This is a genomic window from Acidobacteriota bacterium (genome assembly GCA_009838525.1).
Classification (GTDB): Bacteria; Acidobacteriota; Vicinamibacteria; order Vicinamibacterales; family UBA8438; genus VXRJ01.
This window is the reverse complement of sequence record VXRJ01000018.1, coordinates 58,066-79,207: the sequence shown is the minus strand read 5'-3', so window position 1 is coordinate 79,207 and position 21,142 is coordinate 58,066. Positions and strand designations below refer to the sequence as shown.

Annotated in this window: 22 protein-coding genes and 1 tRNA gene; 8 read left to right on the top strand and 15 right to left on the bottom strand. The window is 66.2% G+C overall.

Features of this window, described 5'->3' with window-relative positions; translation table 11 throughout:
- Positions 1 to 14: 14 nt before the first annotated feature.
- Both F4Y45_06220 and F4Y45_06215 read left to right on the top strand, forming a co-directional pair.
- Positions 15 to 215 carry a type II toxin-antitoxin system VapB family antitoxin gene (locus tag F4Y45_06220; GenBank protein MXY24103.1) on the top strand — a complete coding sequence of 67 codons (201 nt, stop codon included), beginning with the start codon at positions 15 to 17 and terminating at the stop codon, positions 213 to 215.
- Positions 212 to 616, top strand: coding sequence for a PIN domain-containing protein (locus F4Y45_06215; GenBank protein ID MXY24102.1), 405 nt, complete (start codon positions 212 to 214; stop codon positions 614 to 616). The genes F4Y45_06220 and F4Y45_06215 overlap by 4 nt, the downstream gene beginning before the upstream one ends.
- A gap of 27 nt (positions 617 to 643) precedes the next feature.
- On the opposite strand, the gene F4Y45_06210 is transcribed toward F4Y45_06215, so the two are convergent.
- The 4 genes from F4Y45_06210 to F4Y45_06195 form a co-directional block, all read right to left on the bottom strand.
- On the bottom strand, positions 644 to 2,320 hold the full coding sequence (locus tag F4Y45_06210; protein MXY24101.1) for a PQQ-binding-like beta-propeller repeat protein: 1,677 nt from the start codon (positions 2,318 to 2,320) through the stop codon (positions 644 to 646).
- Between the two features lie 90 nt (positions 2,321 to 2,410).
- The gene (locus F4Y45_06205; GenBank protein ID MXY24100.1) at positions 2,411 to 3,409 is read right to left on the bottom strand and encodes an aldo/keto reductase; all 999 of its coding nucleotides are present in this window, start codon (positions 3,407 to 3,409) and stop codon (positions 2,411 to 2,413) included.
- Between the two features lie 185 nt (positions 3,410 to 3,594).
- Positions 3,595 to 4,455, bottom strand: a complete 861-nt coding sequence (locus F4Y45_06200) for a nucleotidyl transferase AbiEii/AbiGii toxin family protein (GenBank protein MXY24099.1) — start codon at positions 4,453 to 4,455, stop codon at positions 3,595 to 3,597.
- On the bottom strand, positions 4,452 to 5,279 hold the full coding sequence (locus F4Y45_06195; GenBank protein MXY24098.1) for a hypothetical protein: 828 nt from the start codon (positions 5,277 to 5,279) through the stop codon (positions 4,452 to 4,454). Before F4Y45_06195 ends, F4Y45_06200 begins: the two co-directional genes overlap by 4 nt.
- A 180-nt stretch (positions 5,280 to 5,459) precedes the next feature.
- Between F4Y45_06195 and F4Y45_06190 the strand changes: the two genes are divergently transcribed.
- The 3 genes from F4Y45_06190 to F4Y45_06180 are packed head-to-tail and all read left to right on the top strand — an operon-like array spanning position 5,460 to position 7,969.
- The gene (locus F4Y45_06190) at positions 5,460 to 7,295 is read left to right on the top strand and encodes a carbamoyltransferase (GenBank protein MXY24097.1); all 1,836 of its coding nucleotides are present in this window, start codon (positions 5,460 to 5,462) and stop codon (positions 7,293 to 7,295) included.
- A 5-nt stretch (positions 7,296 to 7,300) separates the two neighbouring features.
- On the top strand, positions 7,301 to 7,717 hold the full coding sequence (locus tag F4Y45_06185; GenBank protein ID MXY24096.1) for a hypothetical protein: 417 nt from the start codon (positions 7,301 to 7,303) through the stop codon (positions 7,715 to 7,717).
- Between the two features lie 30 nt (positions 7,718 to 7,747).
- Positions 7,748 to 7,969 carry a hypothetical protein gene (locus F4Y45_06180; GenBank protein MXY24095.1) on the top strand — a complete coding sequence of 74 codons (222 nt, stop codon included), beginning with the start codon at positions 7,748 to 7,750 and terminating at the stop codon, positions 7,967 to 7,969.
- 10 nt (positions 7,970 to 7,979) lie between these two features.
- Here F4Y45_06180 and F4Y45_06175 read toward each other — a convergent pair whose 3' ends face one another.
- Positions 7,980 to 9,167 (bottom strand): hypothetical protein, encoded by a 1,188-nt coding sequence (locus tag F4Y45_06175; GenBank protein MXY24094.1) that lies wholly within the window; start codon positions 9,165 to 9,167, stop codon positions 7,980 to 7,982.
- A 261-nt stretch (positions 9,168 to 9,428) separates the two neighbouring features.
- On the opposite strand from F4Y45_06175, the gene F4Y45_06170 reads away from it, so the two are divergent.
- A tRNA-Lys gene (locus tag F4Y45_06170) sits at positions 9,429 to 9,503 on the top strand.
- 92 nt (positions 9,504 to 9,595) lie between these two features.
- On the opposite strand, the gene F4Y45_06165 is transcribed toward F4Y45_06170, so the two are convergent.
- Complete coding sequence (locus tag F4Y45_06165; protein MXY24093.1) at positions 9,596 to 10,735, bottom strand: PepSY domain-containing protein; 1,140 nt, start codon at positions 10,733 to 10,735, stop codon at positions 9,596 to 9,598.
- Positions 10,736 to 10,804: 69 nt separating this feature from the next.
- On the bottom strand, positions 10,805 to 11,032 hold the full coding sequence (locus F4Y45_06160) for a hypothetical protein (GenBank protein ID MXY24092.1): 228 nt from the start codon (positions 11,030 to 11,032) through the stop codon (positions 10,805 to 10,807).
- 132 nt (positions 11,033 to 11,164) lie between these two features.
- Between F4Y45_06160 and F4Y45_06155 the strand changes: the two genes are divergently transcribed.
- On the top strand, positions 11,165 to 12,370 hold the full coding sequence (locus F4Y45_06155) for a hypothetical protein (GenBank protein ID MXY24091.1): 1,206 nt from the start codon (positions 11,165 to 11,167) through the stop codon (positions 12,368 to 12,370).
- A 9-nt stretch (positions 12,371 to 12,379) separates the two neighbouring features.
- Here the strand turns inward: F4Y45_06155 and F4Y45_06150 are convergent, their stop codons facing one another.
- From F4Y45_06150 to F4Y45_06120, 7 genes are all read right to left on the bottom strand, one after another.
- The gene (locus tag F4Y45_06150) at positions 12,380 to 13,501 is read right to left on the bottom strand and encodes an alpha/beta hydrolase (protein MXY24090.1); all 1,122 of its coding nucleotides are present in this window, start codon (positions 13,499 to 13,501) and stop codon (positions 12,380 to 12,382) included.
- Between the two features lie 53 nt (positions 13,502 to 13,554).
- Entirely contained in the window at positions 13,555 to 13,995 is a 441-nt protein-coding gene (locus tag F4Y45_06145; GenBank protein ID MXY24089.1) for a PIN domain-containing protein, read from the bottom strand.
- Positions 13,992 to 14,825, bottom strand: coding sequence for a GIY-YIG nuclease family protein (locus F4Y45_06140; GenBank protein MXY24088.1), 834 nt, complete (start codon positions 14,823 to 14,825; stop codon positions 13,992 to 13,994). The genes F4Y45_06145 and F4Y45_06140 overlap by 4 nt, the downstream gene beginning before the upstream one ends.
- A gap of 85 nt (positions 14,826 to 14,910) precedes the next feature.
- The gene (locus F4Y45_06135) at positions 14,911 to 16,725 is read right to left on the bottom strand and encodes a PQQ-binding-like beta-propeller repeat protein (GenBank protein ID MXY24087.1); all 1,815 of its coding nucleotides are present in this window, start codon (positions 16,723 to 16,725) and stop codon (positions 14,911 to 14,913) included.
- A 20-nt stretch (positions 16,726 to 16,745) separates the two neighbouring features.
- Positions 16,746 to 17,747: a hypothetical protein gene (locus tag F4Y45_06130; GenBank protein MXY24086.1), complete on the bottom strand. Its 1,002-nt coding sequence runs from the start codon at positions 17,745 to 17,747 to the stop codon at positions 16,746 to 16,748.
- Positions 17,748 to 17,823: 76 nt separating this feature from the next.
- Positions 17,824 to 18,228, bottom strand: coding sequence for a PIN domain-containing protein (locus tag F4Y45_06125; protein MXY24085.1), 405 nt, complete (start codon positions 18,226 to 18,228; stop codon positions 17,824 to 17,826).
- A complete protein-coding gene (locus tag F4Y45_06120; GenBank protein MXY24084.1) occupies positions 18,228 to 18,449 on the bottom strand; it encodes a hypothetical protein in 222 nt (73 codons plus the stop codon). Before F4Y45_06120 ends, F4Y45_06125 begins: the two co-directional genes overlap by 1 nt.
- Before the next feature lie 154 nt (positions 18,450 to 18,603).
- On the opposite strand from F4Y45_06120, the gene F4Y45_06115 reads away from it, so the two are divergent.
- Positions 18,604 to 20,043 carry a PQQ-dependent sugar dehydrogenase gene (locus F4Y45_06115; protein ID MXY24083.1) on the top strand — a complete coding sequence of 480 codons (1,440 nt, stop codon included), beginning with the start codon at positions 18,604 to 18,606 and terminating at the stop codon, positions 20,041 to 20,043.
- 117 nt (positions 20,044 to 20,160) lie between these two features.
- Here F4Y45_06115 and F4Y45_06110 read toward each other — a convergent pair whose 3' ends face one another.
- On the bottom strand, positions 20,161 to 21,120 hold the full coding sequence (locus F4Y45_06110) for an HNH endonuclease (GenBank protein ID MXY24082.1): 960 nt from the start codon (positions 21,118 to 21,120) through the stop codon (positions 20,161 to 20,163).
- Positions 21,121 to 21,142: the final 22 nt, after the last annotated feature.

The window sequence follows — 21,142 nt, the reverse complement described above, 5'->3', positions numbered from 1 at the left end:
TGAGCATTGACACCATGGCAACGAATCTCGCAATAGACCAGAACCTCCTCGACAGAGCGCTGGCCGTTGGCGGCAAGAGGACCAAGAAGGCCACCGTCAATCTGGCTCTGCGTGAATTCGTCGCTCGCCGGGAGCAGAAACGGCTGCTCGATCTGTTCGGCAAGATCGAGTGGGACGATTCCTACGACTACAAGCGTGAGCGGACGCGTTCGTGAACATCTTCGTCGACACGAGCGTCTGGTCGCTGGCGCTCAGACGGGACTCGCCGCCGGACACACCCGTGGTCCGACGCCTGCGAGAAGCGCTCGACGGCGACGTGGTCCACGCGACCGGCCTCGTGCTCCAGGAACTGCTTCAGGGCTTTCAAGGCCCGCGAGCTCACGCGAAGATCGTTGATCGTTTCGCGGCCATCGCGATGATTGCCCCGACCCGCAACGACCACATCGAAGCCGCCCAACTCCGCAACGCCTGCCGCCGCCGCGGCGTTCAGGTCGGCACCATCGATGCGCTGCTCGCACAGCTATGCATCGCCCACGATCTCGTCATGTTGTCGAGCGACCGGGACTTCGCCCTGCTCGCGGACTCGACGGCCCTTCGGCTCTGGCGCGCCCCCTAGGCGTACCCCAGCACCGGGTGCGGCACGTCAAGGGAGCGCAAACACAAACAGGCCGTTACCCACGTTCGGACGCCGGACGTCGGGGATCAGCTCGGCCGGCATCGTCGTCCAACTCCCGCCCCCGGTTCCGGCCCCGATGGCAACGTACTGTCGGCCATCCACGCTGTAGGTAATCGGGAAGCCCTGCACCGCGGTCGGCAGCCGCGTTTCCCAAAGCTGATCGCCGGTCGCCACGTCGTAGGCAAACGTGCGCCGGTCGTACGTGCCGACGAACGTCAGGCCGCCGGCGGTGGTCAGCGCCGCCGAAATGTACGGCGACCGCTTCCGGTGCGACCAGAGGATCTCGCCGCTCACGTGCATTGCGACGAACTCGCCCATGTTGCCGTCGCTGTCCGGGTGCAGGAAGTTCTCGCGGAACACCATCCCGGCGCCGCCGCCCCCTTCCCGGAACTCGACCTCGCTGTAGATGGTCCGCTGGCAGTTCAGCGTCAGGGGGATGTAGAACGCCTCGGTCTCCGGACTGTAGGCCATCGCCCGCCAGCTCTTGAGACCGGAATGGCTCGGACAGAACGAGAGCTCCTCGTCGAGCACGGGCATCATGCCGGGGCGAAACGACATGCGCCCAGTCTGCTGATCGATGTCGACGATGTTCTGATAGCCGAGGTCGGTGGCGTTGACGAACTGTCCGGTCTCGCGGTCGAGCTGCCACAGGATGCCAAGCTTGCCCATGGTGAAGACGGACGGCCGCCCATCGACCTCCACGAGGATCCGCTCGAACGTCTCGTCCATGTCGTGGGATTCGCCCGGCAGATGCTGGAAGTACCAGCGCATCTCGCCGGTCTGGGGATCGAGAGCCAGCGTCGAGCTGGTGTAGAGCGCGTCCGCGTCGGTGCGGCGGCTGACCTGGGCCCACGGCTTGGCCTGCGCCACGCCCCAGTAGGTAAGCCCCAGGTCCGGGTCGTAGCTACCGGCGATCCAGGCGTCGCCGCCGCCACGGAACAACATCGGCAGGTCGCCCCAGGTATCGCCCCCCGGCTCGCCCGGCCGCGCCACCGTCGAGGTTCGCCACAGCTCGCGCCCGGTGTCGGCGTCATGGCCGGTAATGAAGCAGCCCTCTTCCCAGAACCGCAGGCAGCCGGCCATGCCGGAGATCACCACACCCTGCACCACGAGCGCGCCGCTGCTGAAGAAGAAGCCCTTGGACGGGTCGGCAACGTCCGCCTCCCAGACAACCTCGCCGGTCTGCGCATGGAGAGCGACAATGTTCGCGTCCGCGGTGTTCAGGATGATCTTGTCCTCGTAGATCGCGATGTTGCGGTTCGGCCGGCCGCGGCCGCGCGCGGTCGGGAACTCGCGGCGGTACTCCCAGAGCAGGTCGCCGGTCGCGGCGTCGAGCGCGTGCACGATGTTGCCGGGGCTCGCGAGATACATCACCCCCTCGTGCACGATCGGCGTGGTCTGCTGCGAGCCGGGCTCCATCGCCCACGACCAGACCATGCGGAGATCGCCCACGTTGTCACGGGTGATCTGATCCAGCGGGCTGTACCCCCATCCATCCTGCGTGCGGCGCCAGTTCAGCCAGCTTTCCGGCGGCGGATCCGCCAGCACGGCGTCAGTGACGGGGCTGACCGCGGGCGCCTGGCCGGGCGCGGGAGCGGCCACGGCGAGCATGGCGAGCGTGACAATCGGAGCGAGACGAGTCATCGTGGACTCCCTTTCGACTGACGGCCGAGGGGCGCGAACGGCGCGTTGATTCCGTTAGCGGCACGTTACCACGACCAGCGCGGGTTCCCCTTAGGTGTGCCCCAGCACCGGGTGCGGCACGTACGGCTCTTCCAGCGACCGGCACTCGGCGTCGTCGAGGGTGACCTCCAGCGCGGCGATGGCCGCGTCGAGATGCGCCAGCTTCGTCGCGCCGATGATCGGCGCGGTCACGCCCGGCTGGCGCAGGATCCACGCCAGCGCAATCTGGGCCGGCGTGACGCCGCGCTGGTGGGCCAACGCGCGGACGCGCTCGACGACCTCGAAGTCCGCGTCAGCGTAGTACAGCCCGTGGGCGTAGCGATCCGTCCGCGCCCGCAGCGTCTCGCCCGCCGACGGCGTCTTGCCCGCCTCGCTGCGCGTGCGGTTGCCGGCCAGGAACCCACGCGCCAGCGGGCTCCACGGGATGACTCCGATCCCTGCCTCCCGGCAGAGCGGCAGCATCTCGCGCTCCTCCTCGCGGTAGACGAGGTTGTAGTGGTTCTGCATGGAGACGAACCGCGCCCAGCCGTGGCGCTCAGAGACATGCAGCATTCTGGCGAACTGCCAGGCGTACATGCTTGAAGCGCCGATGTAGCGCGCCTTCCCGGCGCGCACGATGTCATTGAGCGCCTCCAGTGTCTCCTCCACCGGTGTATCGGGATCGAAGCGATGGATTTGATAGAGGTCCACGTGGTCCGTGCCGAGGCGCCGGAGAGACGCGTCGATCGCGTCGAACAGGTGCTTGCGGGACAGCCCGCCGTCGTTCGGCCCGTCGCCCATCGGGAAGAACGCCTTGGTGGCGATGACGACCTGGTCGCGCGCGGCGAATTCACGGATGGCGCGGCCGACAATCTCTTCGCTCACCCCGCGCGAGTACATGTCGGCGGTGTCGAAGAAGTTGATGCCGGCCTCCAAGGCACGGCGGATGAAGGGCCGGCTCTCCTCTTCCTCCAGCACCCACGGCCGCCAGGCCGGCGAGCCGAACGTCATTGTCCCCAGGCAGATGCGCGAGACGCGCAGGCCGGTGCGACCGAGTCTGTCGTACTGCATGGAGTTGTCGTCGCCAGTGTACCGCCGCCCCGCCCGTGGCGACAGCCTACGCGCGGTACTGGGCTTGATCCACTTTCGTGGACGGGTTGACTATGCTGCCGGCGTCAGCCTCCGACGTTCAAACTCGGCCGGACTGATCTGACCGAGCGTCGAGTGGCTTACCAAACGTGGCCTTCGTGTCTCACTCACCATGGAACGCCGAACCTCTGTTTCATGGTCGGCGTCCTCATCCACGGATCGCCGGGAAGCTGATCAACGAGGGTCATGAACACCCGGCGAAATGCTTCCGCTGTCGACTCCTCTGTCAGAGTTTCCGCCCGAGCAGCCGGCAGCAATGGGCGCACGTCGAACATGAAGTGCGGATTGGCCAACTTGGCGAACATGCGCTGCTGAGCCTGGGCCCGCGAGATGGCCCGGCCGGAGAGGGCGAGGTACCGTCCGAACATCTCGACGACACGGTCGGTATCGAGCCCCTCGAAGACTTCGAGCGCGTGTGCAAGGTCGTAGAGATCACGTCCCCTGTCCCGCTGCAGCAGCGCCCGCAGTTTGGTCGCCAGCATTTCCTCCCGCGAAAAAGTCGAGATAGCCGCCCTACCGACGAACCACGGATTCTCGACCTCAAGCGGCAGCGCCGTCGGCACATCGAAGGCCTCGACCTCGCGCGTGTTGATCTCGATCTTCAACCGGATCGGGGCGCCGCCATCCTCGGCCTCGACTCGGAAGCGCAGTTTCGGCGCGACGCGACTCTGCTCGAACCGCGCCCGCCCCAGCCAAGGTTCCACAACGGCACGCAACTGAGTGAGGACTGCACCGATCGGACCATGTGAAGTACGAACAAGATCGATGTCCTCCGAATAGCGCAGCGGCGCGGGGAAGTGCAGCTTGTTGAGCGCCGTTCCGCCACGAAACCGCAGCGCGTCGCGCAGCATTAGGTCCGAGAAGGTCTCAACCAGGGCGCGGCTGATGATGAGATCCTGCTCGATCTGTCGCGCCTCCGTCCAGGGAGCGACATTGCCCCACGCCACGATGTTCTGCGTGGGAATCATCCGTCGGGCTCCGGTACGCGCCGGACAACGACGCGCCAACGGGGATCACGCCGTTGCGGCTCGGGCGCGAAGTCCGGATCCTGCACTTCATGTCGGTCTAGTTCGGTCCATCGAAGCGATCCCCGGGCCTGCAATGCCTCGTGCATCACGCCCGTCGCAGCGTCTTCGCCGAGATGCTCCAGCAGGTGCCCTAGGCGCTGAACGACCGGCCGCTCCACTGACGCCGAAAGCGCGGCGAGTTGCTCTGGATCGATCTTCTCTGCGAGGTCGGAAAGGACCGTCGCTACGCTGTCGATGCCGCCTGATGCCTGCGGATAGCGCAGGAGGTCCAGAGCCGTCAGCGCGGCCGACGAGATCTTCATCGTGCCGGTGTCGGTCTTGCGCTCCTCAGTCCCCGCCGTCACCGCCTCCAGGTTCTTGCGGAAGTAGAAGACGATCAGGTTACGGCCCGCGCGGATCTTCGGCAGGCGCTTGGCCGACATGACCTGGAACTCCATGACGGCCTGATGCGTTGCACCATGAAGTTCCGCGGCCTTGAGCAGCCCAACGTAATAGGCATGGCCTTCATGGCGCACGAGCGCGTCGATGTACCAGGCCGGCGGCGGTCCTCCCCAGGACGCGTACTGCGGTGGAACGACCACGTAGAATCCTCGCCGCGGATTCAGTAGTGCCTGGCGGCGCTGCAGTCGCTCGGCAGCGTCCAGAAACGCACCACGTCCGACGCCCAGTGCCCGCTCGGCTTCCTCGGCGGTGAACACTGTCCGGCCTGCGGAGAGCAACCCACTGACATAGCTTGCCAGGCCAGAGCGCCGGTCGTGAACCATGATGTATTATCCGCTTAACATGCGGATTATTCAACACGATTGTTCCAGATCGCCACAGTCGGTTGGCGTACTCCGCGCAAGACGCGGATTACCCAGCACGATTTTCGCGCAAGCGCTTTGCCCCGACTACTCCATGCGTCCCGACGTGGTACGCTGATCTCCACGAAAGTTCGCTTGGCAGTGACCACGATCCTGGGCATCTCTGCCTTCTACCACGACTCGGCGGCGGCACTGGTGGTCGACGGCGACATCGTGGCCGCGGCCCAGGAAGAGCGGTTCACCCGCCGGAAGCACGACCATTCGTTCCCCGTCCATGCAATTCGCTATTGCCTCGACGAGGCGGGGATTGCCCCGGAGGCGCTCGACTACGTCGGCTTCTACGACAAGCCGTTCCTGAAGCTCGAGCGGCTGATCGAGACGTACCTCTCCTTCGCCCCGCGCGGGTTCCGGTCGTTCCTGCGGTTCGTGCCGCTGTGGGCGAATCAGAAGCTGCACCTGCCCCGCGAGATCGCGCGCGGGCTGCCAGGCTACCGGCGCCAGATCGTCTTCACCGAGCACCACGAGTCGCACGCGGCCAGCGCGTTCTTTCCGTCACCGTTCGACGAGGCAGCCGTTCTGACGCTGGACGGGGTCGGCGAGTGGGCGACGACCGCCTATGGCGTCGGCCACGGCAACCGTATCGAGCTGACCCACGAGATCCGCTTTCCCCACTCGCTCGGCCTGCTGTACTCCGCCTTTACCTACTTCACCGGCTTCAAGGTCAACTCCGGGGAGTACAAGCTGATGGGGCTGGCGCCCTACGGCGAGCCGAAATACGTCGACCGCATCCGCGACCACCTGATCGATCTCAAGCCGGACGGGTCGTTCCGCCTCGACATGTCGTACTTCGACTACTGCCAGGGCCTGCGCATGACGTCGCGCAGGTTCGACGCGCTCTTCGACGGGCCGCCGCGGCGGCAGGAGGCGCCAATCACCGAGCGGGAGATGGACATCGCCGCGTCGATTCAGGCAGTCACCGAGGAGGCGATGCTGCGGGCGGCGCGCTACGTGCACGCCGAGACGGGAATGCGCAACCTGTGCCTCGCCGGCGGGGTTGCGCTGAACTGCGTGGGCAACGGACGCGTGCTGCGCGAAGGGCCGTTCGACAATGTCTGGATCCAGCCGGCGGCGGGAGATGCGGGCGGCGCCCTGGGGGTGGCGCTGTTCATCTGGCACCAGCTTCTCGACCACCCGCGGGAGGCGCGGACGCCGGATGCCCAGCACGGCTCGCTGCTCGGCCCGTGCGCGACGGGCGACGACATCCGGGCCTTGCTGGACGGCGCCGGGGCAGTGTACGAGGAGTACGCGGACGATGCGTCCCTGTGCGACGCGGTGGCCGACCTGCTGGCGCGCGAGCAGGTGGTGGGGTGGTTTCAGGGACGCATGGAGTTCGGCCCGCGCGCCCTCGGCTCGCGCAGCATCCTCGCCGACCCCCGCAGCCGCAACATGCAGTCGGTGATGAACCGCAAGATCAAGTTCCGCGAGTCGTTCCGCCCGTTCGCGCCGGCGGTACTCCGCGAGCGCGTCGCCGACTTCTTCGAGATGCGGCCGCGGGAAGACAGCCCGTACATGCTGCTGGTGGCCCCGGTGCGCGAGTCTCGCCGGACGCCGCTCGACGAGGGTGGGAACGGCCTGCGCGGGCTCGACAAGTTGAAGGCGGCGCGGTCCGACGTCCCAGCCGTCACCCACGTCGACTATACCGCGCGGGTCCAGACCGTGGACGCCGAGCGGCACGGGCGCTACGCGGCGCTGCTGCGGGCCTTCGAGGAGAAGACCGGCTGCCCGGTCCTGATCAACACGAGCTTCAACGTGCGGGGCGAGCCGATCGTGTGCGCGCCCGAGCATGCCTACCGCTGCTTCCTGGCGACGAACATGGACGCGCTGGTCCTGGAGCGCTTCCTGCTTCGCAGGCAGGTGCAACCGAACGCCGCAACGGTCGACGCAGGCGCCTATCTGCGCGAGTTCGCCCTCGACTGAGCGCGATGGCCCTGCTGGAGCTCAATCGGCATCCGTCGGCCGGGGAGCTGCGCTGGTTCGGGGTGCTTCTGGCGGCGTTCGTCGCGCTTGCCGGCGGTTTCGTGTACTGGCGGCTGGAAGCCCCGGCGGCGGCGCGGATGGTCTGGACGGCGGGTGGGGTGTTGGCCGCCGTCTACGCCGCGGCGCCGCCGTTGCGCCGCTGGGTCTGGCTCGGCTGGCTCTACGCGGCGTTCCCCATCGGGTGGACGCTGTCGCACCTGGTGCTGGCCGCGACGTATTATCTGCTGTTGACGCCGATCGGTCTGTTACTGCGCCTCGTCCACGGCGACCCGCTGGACCGCGCGCCGAACCGATCCGCGGCCAGCTACTGGACCGCGCGCCGGCAGGTGCGCGACGTGCGGCGCTATTTCCGGCAGTTCTAGGGTCGGAACGGGCGACACGGGATTCGAGACATGGCAGACCGACCATCGCAGGCAGCCGGAAACGAACGCGGCGGAGACTTCGAGGTGGAGGCCGAGGCGGCGCGTCCCGGTCTGCTCGCCGAGCTGTGGGAGTTCATGGCCACCAACAAGAAGTGGTGGCTGACGCCGATCGTCCTCGTGCTGCTGCTGGTCGGCGCGTTGATACTGATGTCGGGTAGCGTGGCGGCCCCGTTCGTGTACACGCTGTTTTGAGGCTGTTCATCTACGGTGCGGGCGAGGCAGCGTCCGCAGAGAAACGAGTCTTCAACTCCCGCAGCAGCTCCGAACCGGCCGCTGCCTCCGCGCACACCTCGTGTCCCAGTGCGTTCCAATGCTCGTCGAGCGGCAGCCAGTCGAATTGCGTTCGGTGCAGCCGGTAGTGCGCGGCGAACGCCGGCTCCAGGTCGATGGTCTCGTATCCCCTGCGGACAACGTTCTCGATGAAGTAGCGCCGCATGGCATCCACGTAGCCCACGTCTTCGCGGTAGACTCCCTTCTCCCACTCCGGGACATCGCTTCCGTAAACGCGAGGGCGGATGCCGTCCACGATGAACATGATCCGTTCCGGCTCCAGGCCGGACGCCGCGGGCAGCATGTCGAGAAACGCGTCGACGGCTCGCTTCGAGTCGACGACCCACGTCGCACGATCCGCCTCCGAGACGCGTGCATCCGGGTCTTCGCCGGTAAACAACCGATAATTCCGTTCCCTTGCCATGCCCAAGTTGATCGCCACGTATCTCGCCAACGCCGATCCTCTGACCAGCCTGTAGCGCGGGCGGAACTCGAGATCGCTTCGCTCTAGCGCGAGCCGGCCGCCGCCGCGTTCCACGAACTGGTGCTTGCCCCTCTGGAGCCCGTACTTGGCAAGGCTCTGATCAAAATCGTTGTCGATGATGACAATCGCAAGGCCAGCCGGTCTGAACGTGTCCCGAACGTACCCGGCATACGCCAGGTACTGGCTCAAGGGTGTTCCGGACACACCGAAGGAATAGACACGAGCCGTGCCGTTCAGGCGCGCGGCGAGCCGGCCGTGGCAGGTGTGCTCAAACGGCACCCGGAACGCCTCGACGAAACTGTCCCCGATGACTGCGAGAAGGGCACCGGTCCCGTCGGGGTCGTAATCCTGATCATTGACGAAACCGAAGTTGTTGACCTTGACCTCGTTGACGGCGGAGAAGTTCCACCCCGCCGACCACACGAACTCCCGGTTCGGCCGATAACGGAAGATAGGATTCGCGTCGTTGACCGACAACGCTTGGGGGCCCTCGTTGACCGGCAGCACCCGCGCCACGGTCTCTAAACAGACGAGTGCGAGGAGCACACCGAACAGGAGAGCCAGTACGCGAAACGTCCGCGGGCGGCGAACGGCAGCGCCCGCGTCCTTCAGTGCTCCGTTAGTAGGGTCAGGCACCGCTCAGGTCCTGATGAGGAGCACGGCGTTAAGCAGTCCGGCATTCGTGTCTCGAGGCCGTCACCCCCGGCGCGTTCAAGCATACAATGCATGGAGACCCGTGGGCCGGCCAACTCCCAGAGAGCAGACGACGACTGGCGGATGGGCCGCTTTCGCCGCAGAACGGCTCTGCTGGCACCAATGCGGTGGAGGGTTTTGGCTGGCAGCACCGGCTGGCAGCACAGAACCGGCACACCGGAAGTTATTGATATAAAACGATTTGGGCCGCTAGCTCAGTGGTAGAGCACCTGACTTTTAATCAGGGTGTCGCTGGTTCGATCCCAGCGCGGCCCACCATCTAGATCCCCGCGCCGTGGGTGGCGGAAGGTGATTCCGTGGCCGCCAGGTGCATCGCCGCTCGAATGTAGCGAGGGTTTCACCACGCGCGGCTAGCGGGCGGATCCGAAGAAGCGCCGCCAACTCATCGCGAGACCGGTCCAGACCATGACGGCGACGCCCAGGGATACGATGCCGGCGATCGACTGCCCGACAACGCCGTACACCTCGCCGGTGTGCGCGAAGCGTAGCCAGCGGCGAACCTTGAAGCCGGGGGTGAAGGTCGGATAACCGGCGCGCTGGACCAGTTCCCCGGTCGACTGGTCGAAGATAAGGTCCTCGCTTAGCGACGGCTGGCGGCCGGTACCACGGTCGACGGCGACCACGACGGGGTCGTGAACGGCGCGGGGAAGGTCGACCGTCATCGTTCTCCATTCGGGCGCCTCGGCGCCCGCCGCCGTGACGAGTGCCTCCAGTTCGATCAACGGCGTGGCCGCGTCCGGCGCGACGGCCGAGGCGTCCCGCGCGTCCGACTGCCACGGCCGCGGCGACTGCTGAAACGGCGGCGTGTCGCCGGCCAGCCGATGGACGAGGTCCGCGGCCCACTGATAGGAGATGGTGACCCCGCTGAAGACGATGACGGCGAGCGGAACGGCCGACCAGAAACCGATCACGTTGTGCCAGTTGAAATCGCGCGCCCGCCCGCTGAGGCCTCGGCGAAACCACAGTGCGTGTCTCCACGCGGCGCGGCCGCCGGTCCCCGGCCACCAGAGGTAGACCCCGCTGGCGACCAGAAACAGAAAGCCCACGTTCGCGACCGCCACGATCGTCCGTCCCACGATCCGGTATTCCCCCTCCAGGGCAAACCACCGGTGCCAGTACAGGACGCTCTGGAGGAAGCGTCGCGTTCGCGTGTCGCCGTCGCCCAGCAACTCGCCGGTGAAGCGGTCGACATAGGCGGTGGCTCCGTCGTCGAACCCGACGACGGCAGGCTCGCGCGGATCCCGTTGCAGGGCGACGGAAGTCACGAGACCGGCGGGTTGTCCGCCCGCCACGCGCGCGATCAGTTCGTCAAGCTCGAGGGGTGCGACATCCTGGGCCGCCGGATCGGCACGATAGTCGCGAAGCGCCCACCGGTTGAGCTGCGCCTCGTAAGTGAGTAGCACGCCGGTCACCGCCATCGTGAGGATCACGATGGCAGCCGCGACACCGACCGCCAGATGGATCCAGAAGATCGCCCTGCGCAGGGACATGTCCACGGCTCGCACGTTCGCGAGCGTCCGACTCGGGGCGGCGGCCACACGCGGGGGCGCGTGCGCTCCCTACTGGGACTGGTCGGAGTCGGTCGGCTGGGAATCCGAGTCGCCTTGGCCGTCGGAGTCGGTCCCGCCCGGGCAGGCCGCGGTCAGGGCGGCGCCCACCGCGATCGAGCCGGCCAGAATCGTGCGCGAGAGGAACGAGCGGCGACCCACCTGGACCGTCGTGATGTCCGCGTCTGTCAGTGATACGGGCCGATTCGCGCCGAGCTTCCGATTCTCGCGTCTGTTCATGCCATTTCTCCTGCGTCGTTAAAGTGAGAACGAGTCGCAGTATAGTAATAGCGCAGGTGTCGACTGTCAACCGGCAACCGGACCATCGCGCGAGAACCGCAATACGATCGGGTTACAGCACGGAGCGATCACATGACGACGGACCACGCCAAGCCCGGAACGACGCGCAAGCGCGACTGGTTCGCCTGGCTCATCGATCCGCTGCCGACCGCGGAGTTCGAACGGGACTACTACGAGCAACGGCTGCTGCACATCCGGCGCGAGGCCTCTCCCTACTATGCCGAGCTCCTCACCGTGGCCGATCTGGACACCGTGCTGGGTACCCACGCGGCGGGGCATCGCGACATCAAGCTGGTCAAAGGCGATGGCGACATCCTTCCCGCCGAGTATGCGAACGACGCCGGCCGGGTCCAACCGCTCGAGGTCGCGAGACACTTCGACGACGGCGCGACCGTCATCTTCAACCAACTCCATACGCGCGTGCCGACCCTGGCGCGGCTGTGTGTGGCGCTCGGGCGGCGTTTCTCGTCGCGGGTCCAGACCAACGTGTATCTCACGCCGCCCGACGCGCAGGGTTTCGCCCCGCACTGGGACACCCACGACGTCTTCGTGTTGCAGATCAGCGGTACCAAGCGCTGGTCGATCTACGACACGAAGGTCAAACTGCCGCTCCGGGGCCAGCGCTTCGAACCGGGCACGCCTCCCGGCGACGTCAGCGACGAGTTCGAGCTCGGCCCGGGCAGCGCCGTCTATCTTCCGCGCGGTCTGATGCACTCCGCCCACTCGACGGATGAGGCGTCGTTGCACATCACCCTCGGCCTCACCGCGTTCACCTGGGCCGAGTTTCTGGTCGAGGGCGTCACCGCGGCGGCGCTCGAAGACGAATCGCTGCGCCGGAATCTCCCGCATGAATTCGCCCGTGACGAGTTCCCGGTCGCCGAGCGCGAGCGACTCTTCGCGGAGAAGCTCGCGTCCGTGCAATCGCGGCTCGATCCGGAGGTCGTGTGGCGACGATTTGCGGACGAGGTCCTGGCCACCGACGTGCCCCTGTTCACCGACCTGTTGAGCCAGCGGCTCCTCGGAAACCGGCTGACGCCGCGCACCCGCGTAGGACGCCGCGCCGGGCTGCTGACGGAGGCGGCAACAGACGGCGAGGCATGCCTCCTGCGTTTCGGTGGCCGCGAGTTGAGGTTGCCCCTCGGCGTGTGGCCGGCGGTGCAGTTCGCCACCACGACTGACGAGTTTGCCGTCGAGGACTTGCCCGACTGCCTGGATGCCGAGGGAAAGCTGACCCTGGTGAAACGACTCGTGAGAGAAGGAGTCCTCCAGCAGCGATGAACCGCGCCATCAGGCGGACTGGAGCTTGCGCCGAATCCAGTCGAGCGTCACACGGTCGAACTCCTCCGGCTGCTCCTGCTGCGTCCAGTGCCCGCAGTCCGCGATGACGTGCCGCTCGAGATCCGGAATGAACGACGCCATGGCGTCGGACGAGGACGGGCGCAGGATCGTGTCGTTCTCCGCGCCCACGTAGAGGCAGGGCACGTCGATGTCCGTGGTCGGCCGGGCCGCCCCACCGCCACCGCCCATGTTCGCCCGGTAGTAGTTGAACCCGCCGGTGAACCCGGTCGCCTCGAAGGTCTCCGTCCAGTAGTCGAGGACGTCCTCGGGCATGATGAGCTCGCCCTGGTAGTTGTCCTCCTCGATCATCCGCAGCATGTCCATCGTCTTCTCGGCCGAGTCTGGCGGGTACCCGCGCATGTTCTCGACGTCCCAGTACCATCCCCGGCGAAAGATCATCTCCAGCGCCCGCCGCACGTCGCGCGAGAAGACCGCCTCAGCCCGGCCCGGCTCCAGGAAGGTCCTGGCGTAGTAGTTCTCGGTAAAGACGATCAGCGGCTCCTCCGGCGGCGTGCTTGGCGGCTCCCCGCCGGACGCGGGCGTGTTCACGCCGATGACGCCGAGAACCCGGTCCGGATAGAGCCGCGGCATCGCCCAGACCGCCGCGCCGCCCCAGTCGTGACCGCAGAACAGCGCCCGTTCAATCTCGAGGGCGTCGAGGAGGCCGACCAGGTCCGCGCACAGGCTCGGGATAGCGTAGCCGTCTACCTCCGTCGGCCGGTCCGTAAGCCCGTAGCCGCGCATGTCCGGGGCGATGGCCCGCAGGCCGGCCGCCGGGTACGAGCGGAACTGGTTGCGCCAGGAGTACGCCAGCTCCGGGAAACCATGCACGAAGACGACCGGCAGGCCTTCGCCGCGCTCGTACACCGCCATCCTGATCCCGTTGGTGTTGACGAAGTGCGGCTCCGGCATGCCGGGCGCCGGACGCACCGCCGGCTGCGCGAGGGTGGCCAGCGGCCGGAAGAAAGGCGCAGTGGCGAGCGCCGCGGCCGCTCCCCGCAGGAAGCGGCGGCGGGACGGAGATGCGGGGGCGACGGTTCGGGCAACATGGTCCAAATGGAGGTCTGGCAAAGCGCTGGTGCTCCTTCCGGTTGTCAGTGGCAGACGGTGATCGGCTTGAACGATCAGGAATCCAGCGGTTCGCGGGCTGCATCCTGCTTCATGAGCACCGTGAACCCTTCCTGCTCGAAATGACGATCGTTCGTCAGAACCTGGGTGATCGATTCGGCCTCCATCACGTTCATGGATACGCAGTCCTGAAGACTGTAACCCTTGTCGCCACGCGCCTCGTAGCGATCCAGCGCCTTGGTGAACGACTCTCTCGACTGGGGAATCACACGAACATTCGAACCGGACAGCATCGCGCGCACCGTTTGCGTCGCGGCCAGACGAATCCGCGGACCTCCCTTCGAGAGGGCCGCGAGGAATTCCGTAAGCACTTCGTCGGTAGTCACGAGCTCGACGGGTCCGAGGCACCGTCGCGCGTCCCTGGCCGCGGCACGCCACTGATCGCTCGGCATGACCGTGGCGATCCAGTAGACCGTGTCAGCAAATACCGACCTCACTGGCGATCGTCCTCGTACAGGTAGTAGTCCAGGCGTTCAACGAGGTCTTCGGGAAGTCGAGCCCAGTCGTCGGCCGTGACATCCTTGAACGCGGCGGCAATAACGTCCTCGATCTCCGGACTGGTCGCTTCTCCGACAGGGGCATCAGGGCCGATGATGTTCCGGATCGCCTCTTCGATCTCGCTCGGATTGGTCAGGAACCATTCTGCGCCGGGCAGATCGTTCAGCTTCTGACCTCGACTTCGGAACCAGGCGTGCAGGAGGGACTCCCTCTCCCGCGCTTCGCGTTCGTCCGCGCACCCAAACCGCAGCAGGTAGCACGGCCGTTCGGGGAGGCTCTCCCGAAAATCACGCAAGCGCCGCTCCAGCCCGTCCGGTCCGGCCCTGCCGATCTTGATTGGCCAACGAGCACCCAAAGTTGCCCGATACTGCGGAAGACACCACGCGTACACTTCGCAGGGCCCTGCACCCAGCTCGCGCTCGGGAACCGGCGTGTCGTCCCTGGCGTCACGGCCCTCGTCGGCGCCTCGAGCACTCACATCGAATGCCGGCTCGGTCGCGCCGTCGTGGCCGAGAAACCGATAGCGCCCCCGCGCTTCTTTCCGAAAGGGGCTGGCGGCCCCAAGCAACCACTTCTTCAGTACCGGAACTACGTCGTCCTTGCGGGTGTTGGCGTCCCCACCGCGTCGGACGAACTCGTCCCGCAGGGCCTTACTGATATCGATGCGTTTGTACAGTCGGCCCGGCTCAAACAGGCCAGGCTTCTGACACAGCTCGTTTGCGGCGGCTGTTCCAAAGCGGTCCTTGATCAGATCTTCTATAAGGTCCATAAGTACATACCTTAAGGGCCATTATACCCCTATGGCCTAAATAAAGGCCCTTCAGGTCCGCGGCGTCAAGAGAATTCGCGTCGTTCTATGGCAGCGCGAACGCCAGGATCGTGTTCGTCGCGATGACGGCGACGTACTGCGTGCCGTTCACTTCATACGTCAGCGGGCTCGACTTGATCGTGCGCGGCGCCTGGTGGTGGAACACCTGCTCCCCCGTGGCCGCCTCGAACGCGTAGAAGCCCCCGTCCTCGGTGCCCTGGAATACGAGATCGCCGGAGGTCGCCAGGCTGCCGCTGGACGCGCCGAACGTGAGGGCCGGCAGCACCTGCTGCCAGACGTCCTCCCCGCTCGCCGGCTCGTAGGCGGTCAGCGTCATCGTCGGCGGGTATTCCGGGATCCGGCTGATCTCGGTGAGGTTCTTCTGGTGGCCGCCGCCCTCGCCGAGCTGCAGGCTGTCGCCGAGCGGCTTGACGAGCAGGGACACCCCGGCGTTCTTGCCGGTCACATAGAGCAGGCCCGTCCGGGGGCTGAACGAGGGTGAGCCGAAACTGGAGCCCCCGTGCGCGACGATGTAGTGCTCGTCCGTCGAGTAGGGCCAGTACATCGGCCGCGCCTGCGCCTGCAACTCGGGATCGTTGAGGTCGAGGTAGGTGGCGCAGAACGGCGCGAGCGGGATGCCGCGGGCGTTGTACGGGATGGGCTGGGTGGGATAGACCACCTCCCCCGGCACGTTCGTCTCGGTCGGGAAGGGCGTTTCGACGATCGGATTGATCGGCTCGCCCGTGTCCCGGTGCCAGAGGTAGAGCAGGCAGTTCTTGCCCGCCGCCCCGACGCCCTTGATGGTCTCGCCGTTGCTCGTGATGTCGAAGAGGACCGGGCCGGTCACGTGGTCCCAGTCCCAGAGGTCGTGGTGGATGGTCTGGAAATACCACTCCAGCTCCCCGGTCTCCAGATCCAGGGCGATGGTCGAGTTGGTGAAGAGATTCGCCCCGGGGCGCGCCGAGCCGTCGTAGGGCGGGTTCGGGTTCGCGGCGTTGAAGTAGAGCATGCCGAGCTCGGCGTCGACCGCCGGCTGGGTCCAGATACCGGCGCCCGCACGCGCGCCGTCGCCCCACGTCGGGGCGGCCAGCTCCCAGCCCTCGTCCTGCGGGCGCTGGGGGATCGTGTTGAACACCCACTTGATGCTGCCGGTCTCGGCATCGGCGGCGACAACGAGGCCGCCAGGAATGTGCCCTTCGGAGATCGCGGAACCGACGTACAGGGTGCCGTCGTGGTACGCGGGCGAACTGTTCATCCGATAGGCGAGCGTGGACGCATCGAACCCGGGCGGATAGGTGTCCGGATACTTGAACGCAAGAGCGTCGCCGAAGACCGGCAGGATGCCGCCGTCGCCGAAGGACTCGACCAACTCGCCGGTCTTCGCGTCCGTCGCGACCAGCTTGTCGTTGTGGTACGAGTAGATCTTCCCGTCGACGTACAGCGGCCCGCGAACCGTACCGCCCCTGGCGCCTTCGATCTCAAGCGTCCACACCGGCTCGCCGGTCGTCGCGTCAATGGCTACCACTGACGCGCCGGCGTGCAGGTACATCACCCCGTCGACGACCAGCGGCGTGGTCTGGCTGACGTTCAGTTCCGGCGGAACGTCGTAGGACCAGCGCTGCCGCAACTGGCCGGCGTTCCCGGCATTAATCTGGTCGAGCTCCGCGAACCGCTGGTTGAACGGGTCGAGGTTGTGGCTCGCCCAGTTCGCCTGGCTCTGGCCCGCGATGATCGTGGGCGGCTCGCTCTCGCGGGTCGTCGTGCCCTGCTGCCCGGCCCCGGCGGCATGGAGACCACTGAAGGCCGCAACGGCGAACGCCGCCACCGTTAGGCGGAAGTACCGGCTGTCGGCTGCTCGCATTGGTCTGCCTATGACTATGGCTATGGGCGCAGCTCCCGGCCATCCCGCTCGAACTGGCGCGCTCCGGCCAGGATGTTGTAGAGCCCGTAGTTCCCCTCGTGGCACGCGTACTCGAAGAGCGTTCCATCGAGGCGCCGGAACGGCATCATCACCGTGTACGGCGCGGTGTACACCGTCGGGTCGGTCACCGTGTACTCGTAGGCCACGGTATCCGGGTCGATCCGCGTCAGCCGCTCGACCAGGTGCATGTTCGTCGAGGTCAGGCCGCTGCTGCCACCGGCGAACTGCGTCGTCTCGATGATGAGCGACTCCCCTTCATAGCGCGCGCGGGAGACGCCGCTGCGCTGCGGGAACGGCGGCATCGGGGTGTCGTCGACCGGGATGAGCCGGGCGTCGTGCACCATCTCGGTGAGAATCGCTACCCAGCCGGGCGACTGGAAGACCATCACGTTGTTGTTGTACGTGCTCGACCGCATCGGCGGGCCGGAGTTGAAACCCATGAGGCAGCGGTCGGCCATGCTCCGGTTCTCATAGGAGTCGTACCGGCTGGCGGCCCGCTGTGCCGCCTCCTCGCGGCCGCGGGCGATTTCCTCGTCGGTGCGGGGAACGCGCGGCGGCAGCCGGCCGTCGGGCGGATCGATGATCAGGGACGTCCGCTTGTCGGAGGTCATCTCGACGCCCCGCTCGTACCAGAACTCGTTGTACGACAGCACGCCGCCCTCCGACCGCGGCCGGTAGAACAGCGCGCCCTTCTCGGGATCGAACAGGTCGCGGTTGCGCCGCGTGCGCTCCGCCGCCTCGAAGGCCGCCGCGTCCTCCAGCGAGAGGGTCTCCTGCCCCTCGAACTGCTCCGGCCGCTGCAGCGGCGTGAGCGTCCTGAAGGTGAAGATGCCGGAGACGTCCGGCTTACCGTCGGGCGTGCGCATCGGCATGGTGCGCTCGGCGTCCTGGGCAAGCGAGGGCAGCGGCGCCAGCGCGACGAGCAGGGCGAGTGTGCAAAGCGTTGCGAAGGTTCTCGACATCGGTGTTCTCCCGGCGGCCACAATCCGCCATGGTTACAGCTAACAGAGACTACATCAGCCGCGCGCTCACGACACTTCAGAACAACTGCACGAGCGCTTCCCTTGGTGTAACGGCTGGGATCGGCGAACGTGCGAAGTCCCTGACGTTCCTGGTCACGATGTACCGCGCACCACAGGACCGTGCTGCAGCCACCTGCATGGCGTCTTCGAAGTCCGCCATTGGAAGCGCAACCGCGTAACGGAGAGCGCTTGTATCCGTCGGCGCGACGGCGACGAAGCGGATCAACTCGGAAATAAAGTCGCGCGTGTCGGCATCCCCACGGGCGGAAGTCACCAGGTAGTAGAAGTTCGAGAGCGTGTGCCACGCGACGAACGCACGGCGGGAACCGTGCTCGACCCGATCAAGCAACTCGGCAGAGGGCCCGGAATGGGGCTGCCGATCCAGGGCGACATCGACAAGCACGTCGGTGCCCAGCAGCATCAGAGGTACTTCGAGGCCAGCGCATCGTAGCGGGGATCATCTCGCCGCGCCGCATCGAACCGGCCCCTCCATCGCGATGCAAACGAAGGAGCGTCGGTCACCGCCATCTCCCTGAGTGACGCTTCGACGAGAGACGACAGGGACACGCCGCGCGAACGGGCGTACTGCTTGGCCTGGGGCAGCAACTCACTGTCGACAGTGATCGTCAGTTTCTTCTTCATTCTCAACCGCCAGACGTTCGCTACACGTATGAGAAGCAGAATATACGTATAAGACTGAGAGCACAATCTGGACGGCCTGACGCGATATGATCGACGGCGTCGCCGAATCCCGTGGCGGCTCTCCGCGACTGCCGCAATCACCAAGACAAAGCCCATGGAGCCCGCTATGCACGTTGCACGAGCGCTCGTCATAACCGCAATGATCATCCTGGCCGGGACCTTCCCGGCCGACGCTCAGGAGGCGCTGCCCGATCCCATTCCAGAGCCGATCCGGAAGGGCGACCTCGTCGTGGAAGCGACCGAGTTCGTTCGCGCTCCGCGAACCGAGGAATCGGCCCTGGACGCCATCACGAACCTGGCCTATGCCCGCATCCAGTACATGACGCCCATCGGGGACGGCTCGGGACGCCTCGTCCTCAACGACCTGCGCGGCGTGCTCTACGTCACCGACGAGAACGGGATGGCGCCGGTCACCTACATGGACATTCGCACCCTCGACGTCGGCTTCGACGACTCGATGTTCCCCAACGAGACCGGCATCGTGGGCGTGGCGTTCCACCCGCAGTTCGCCGACGCGGGCACGGCGGGGTTCGGCAAGTTCTACACCGCCTACAGCGCCACTTCGGACAGTGGCCACGCGGACTACCTGGACGACGACGCCGAGAGCCACGAGAGCGTTATCCGGGAGTGGACGACGGACGATCCGGCCGCGAACGTGTTCAGCGGCACCTCACGCGAAGTGTTCCGGATCGGCCAGTTCGCCTCCAACCACAACGTCGGCGCCATCGCGTTCAATCCGACGGCTGCCCCGGGGTCGCCTGACTACGGCATCCTCTATGCCACTTTCGGTGACGCGGGGGCCGCCAACGATCCCCGCGACTATGGCCAGTCCCTCAGCGATCCTCACGGGGCAATCATTCGTATCGATCCCCTTGCCGGCGACGGCGACCGGGGATACGGCATTCCGCCGGACAACCCCTTCGTGGGCGAGGCAGGCGTCGCCCCCGAGATCTGGGCCTACGGTCTGCGGCACGCGCAGTACTTCTCCTGGGACACGGACGGCCGGATGTTCATGGGCGACATCGGCCAGAACTTCGTGGAAGAGGTCAATCTGGGCATCCCGGGCGCCAACTACGGCTGGCGGCTCCGGGAAGGCGCGTTCGCAACCGCCTTCGCGGTCGGCGAAAGGCGTCCGGGCCGGGTGTATCCGCGCCCGGCGGAGGACGACCAGGCCTTCGTGTATCCCGTGGCGCAGTATGACCACGGCGAGGGTAACGCCGTCGGCGGCGGGTACGTCTACCGCGGTCAGGCCATCCCCGAGCTGCAGGGCAAGTACGTCTTCACCGACTTCCCGCGCGGCCGGGTCTTCTACATCGACGCGGACAACCTCGTGAGCGGCCAACTCGCCGAGATCCAGGAACTCCGGCTGATACTGAACGGCGAGGAACAGGACCTCGTCGACGTGGCCGGGTTCCCCAACACCTACGGCCAGGGCGACCGTGTGGACGCGCGCCTCGGGATCGATTCCGCCGGAGAGCTCTACCTGCTGACGAAGGGCGACGGCTGGGTCCGGAAGCTAGTCCCGGTGCGTTAGGCCGTCAACACACCGGCGTTACGCCGGTCACGGTGAGCTTCCCTGCTATTGGAAACCGCTGTCAATCGCCGTCAGCGAGTCAACGGAAGTCCAACAGGAGCGCCGCAGCCGGTCACATCACGCCCGGTACACATTCTCGTTGTGCCAGTGTAGGAACTCCGGGCTGGGCCGGCAGGCCGGGTCGTCCGGCAGCACGATCTCCCTGCCGTGGTGGGGATAGTAGCTGCGACCGTTCGCGTAGTCGATTCTCAGGTGTCGACTGATCTCGAGCCGATGTTGCGGTGTAACGGTCAAGTAGCCCTGGTCGAAGAGACGATGCAAATCGGCCCGCAAGAGGAGACCGTTCGCGATCGCGTGCGGTCCGTCCTGACGGTAGGGCTTGATGTGCGCGGCCTCAAGGGCGGGCAGAGAGTGTTCGCCTGTGACGGTGCAGGCGCGACCATAGGCGTCGGTTACGCCGATTCTGAACGCGCCCTGACCCAGCCTGGGCGCGACCAACTGTGGTTTTCCGAATCGCCCAAGGACGTCTTCGGCGACGCTCAACTCGTTCGCTTGGGTGGCCGGTGCTCGTCCAATGTCACCCCGCATGGCGATCAGCCGCTGCTCGCACTCACGCCAGATGCGAAGACCCTCCCCCTGCGTCAAGTCATACCGCATATTCGTGAGGTTGCGTACGGGCCAGTCAGCGGGCTGAGGAATCCACAACTCCGGCGGAAAGAAGACGGCTGTGCTTAGCAGGATGCACCCGATCTGCGGCACCGGGCCAGCGTCCCGAAACTTGTTCTTGGTGCGTATTTCGTTTAGCCGTTGCTCCATCTCGGCGAATGAGACAGCACCATTTGCTTCCCGGAAGGACTCCCACGCCAGCCAGTCGGGTAGCCGTGAAAACCGCGCGACCAATCCAAACCCACCGATGGCGTTGTGCGGCGTCTTGAGCTTGAAGAAGAAAGGACTGCCCGGCGTGCCTCTGAAGGCATGGCGTGCGGATGGCCGCCAGAAGTTCACCTCGTCCCAGAAAGGCCTTCGCGCGAGATGTTCGTACCAACCGTGGTGAGTAACCGCGATCCACCCTTCCATGTCCCCGCCTCCCGACTCCCAT

Bases quoted from the DNA above. Each gene is read 5' to 3' on its own strand.
- F4Y45_06220 (MXY24103.1), top strand. From the start codon at position 15: ATGGCAACGAATCTCGCAATAGACCAGAACCTCCTCGACAGAGCGCTG.
- F4Y45_06185 (MXY24096.1), top strand. From the start codon at position 7,301: ATGGCCCTGCTGGAGCTCAATCGGCATCCGTCGGCCGGGGAGCTGCGC.
- F4Y45_06130 (MXY24086.1), bottom strand. From the start codon at position 17,747: ATGTCGAGAACCTTCGCAACGCTTTGCACACTCGCCCTGCTCGTCGCG.
- F4Y45_06135 (MXY24087.1), bottom strand. From the start codon at position 16,725: ATGCGAGCAGCCGACAGCCGGTACTTCCGCCTAACGGTGGCGGCGTTC.
- F4Y45_06160 (MXY24092.1), bottom strand. From the start codon at position 11,032: ATGAACAGACGCGAGAATCGGAAGCTCGGCGCGAATCGGCCCGTATCA.
- F4Y45_06165 (MXY24093.1), bottom strand. From the start codon at position 10,735: ATGTCCCTGCGCAGGGCGATCTTCTGGATCCATCTGGCGGTCGGTGTC.
- F4Y45_06140 (MXY24088.1), bottom strand. From the start codon at position 14,825: ATGGACCTTATAGAAGATCTGATCAAGGACCGCTTTGGAACAGCCGCC.
- F4Y45_06195 (MXY24098.1), bottom strand. From the start codon at position 5,279: ATGGTTCACGACCGGCGCTCTGGCCTGGCAAGCTATGTCAGTGGGTTG.
- F4Y45_06110 (MXY24082.1), bottom strand. From the start codon at position 21,120: ATGGAAGGGTGGATCGCGGTTACTCACCACGGTTGGTACGAACATCTC.
- F4Y45_06125 (MXY24085.1), bottom strand. From the start codon at position 18,228: ATGCTGCTGGGCACCGACGTGCTTGTCGATGTCGCCCTGGATCGGCAG.
- F4Y45_06180 (MXY24095.1), top strand. From the start codon at position 7,748: ATGGCAGACCGACCATCGCAGGCAGCCGGAAACGAACGCGGCGGAGAC.
- F4Y45_06210 (MXY24101.1), bottom strand. From the start codon at position 2,320: ATGACTCGTCTCGCTCCGATTGTCACGCTCGCCATGCTCGCCGTGGCC.
- F4Y45_06155 (MXY24091.1), top strand. From the start codon at position 11,165: ATGACGACGGACCACGCCAAGCCCGGAACGACGCGCAAGCGCGACTGG.
- F4Y45_06120 (MXY24084.1), bottom strand. From the start codon at position 18,449: ATGAAGAAGAAACTGACGATCACTGTCGACAGTGAGTTGCTGCCCCAG.
- F4Y45_06115 (MXY24083.1), top strand. From the start codon at position 18,604: ATGGAGCCCGCTATGCACGTTGCACGAGCGCTCGTCATAACCGCAATG.
- F4Y45_06200 (MXY24099.1), bottom strand. From the start codon at position 4,455: ATGATTCCCACGCAGAACATCGTGGCGTGGGGCAATGTCGCTCCCTGG.
- F4Y45_06205 (MXY24100.1), bottom strand. From the start codon at position 3,409: ATGCAGTACGACAGACTCGGTCGCACCGGCCTGCGCGTCTCGCGCATC.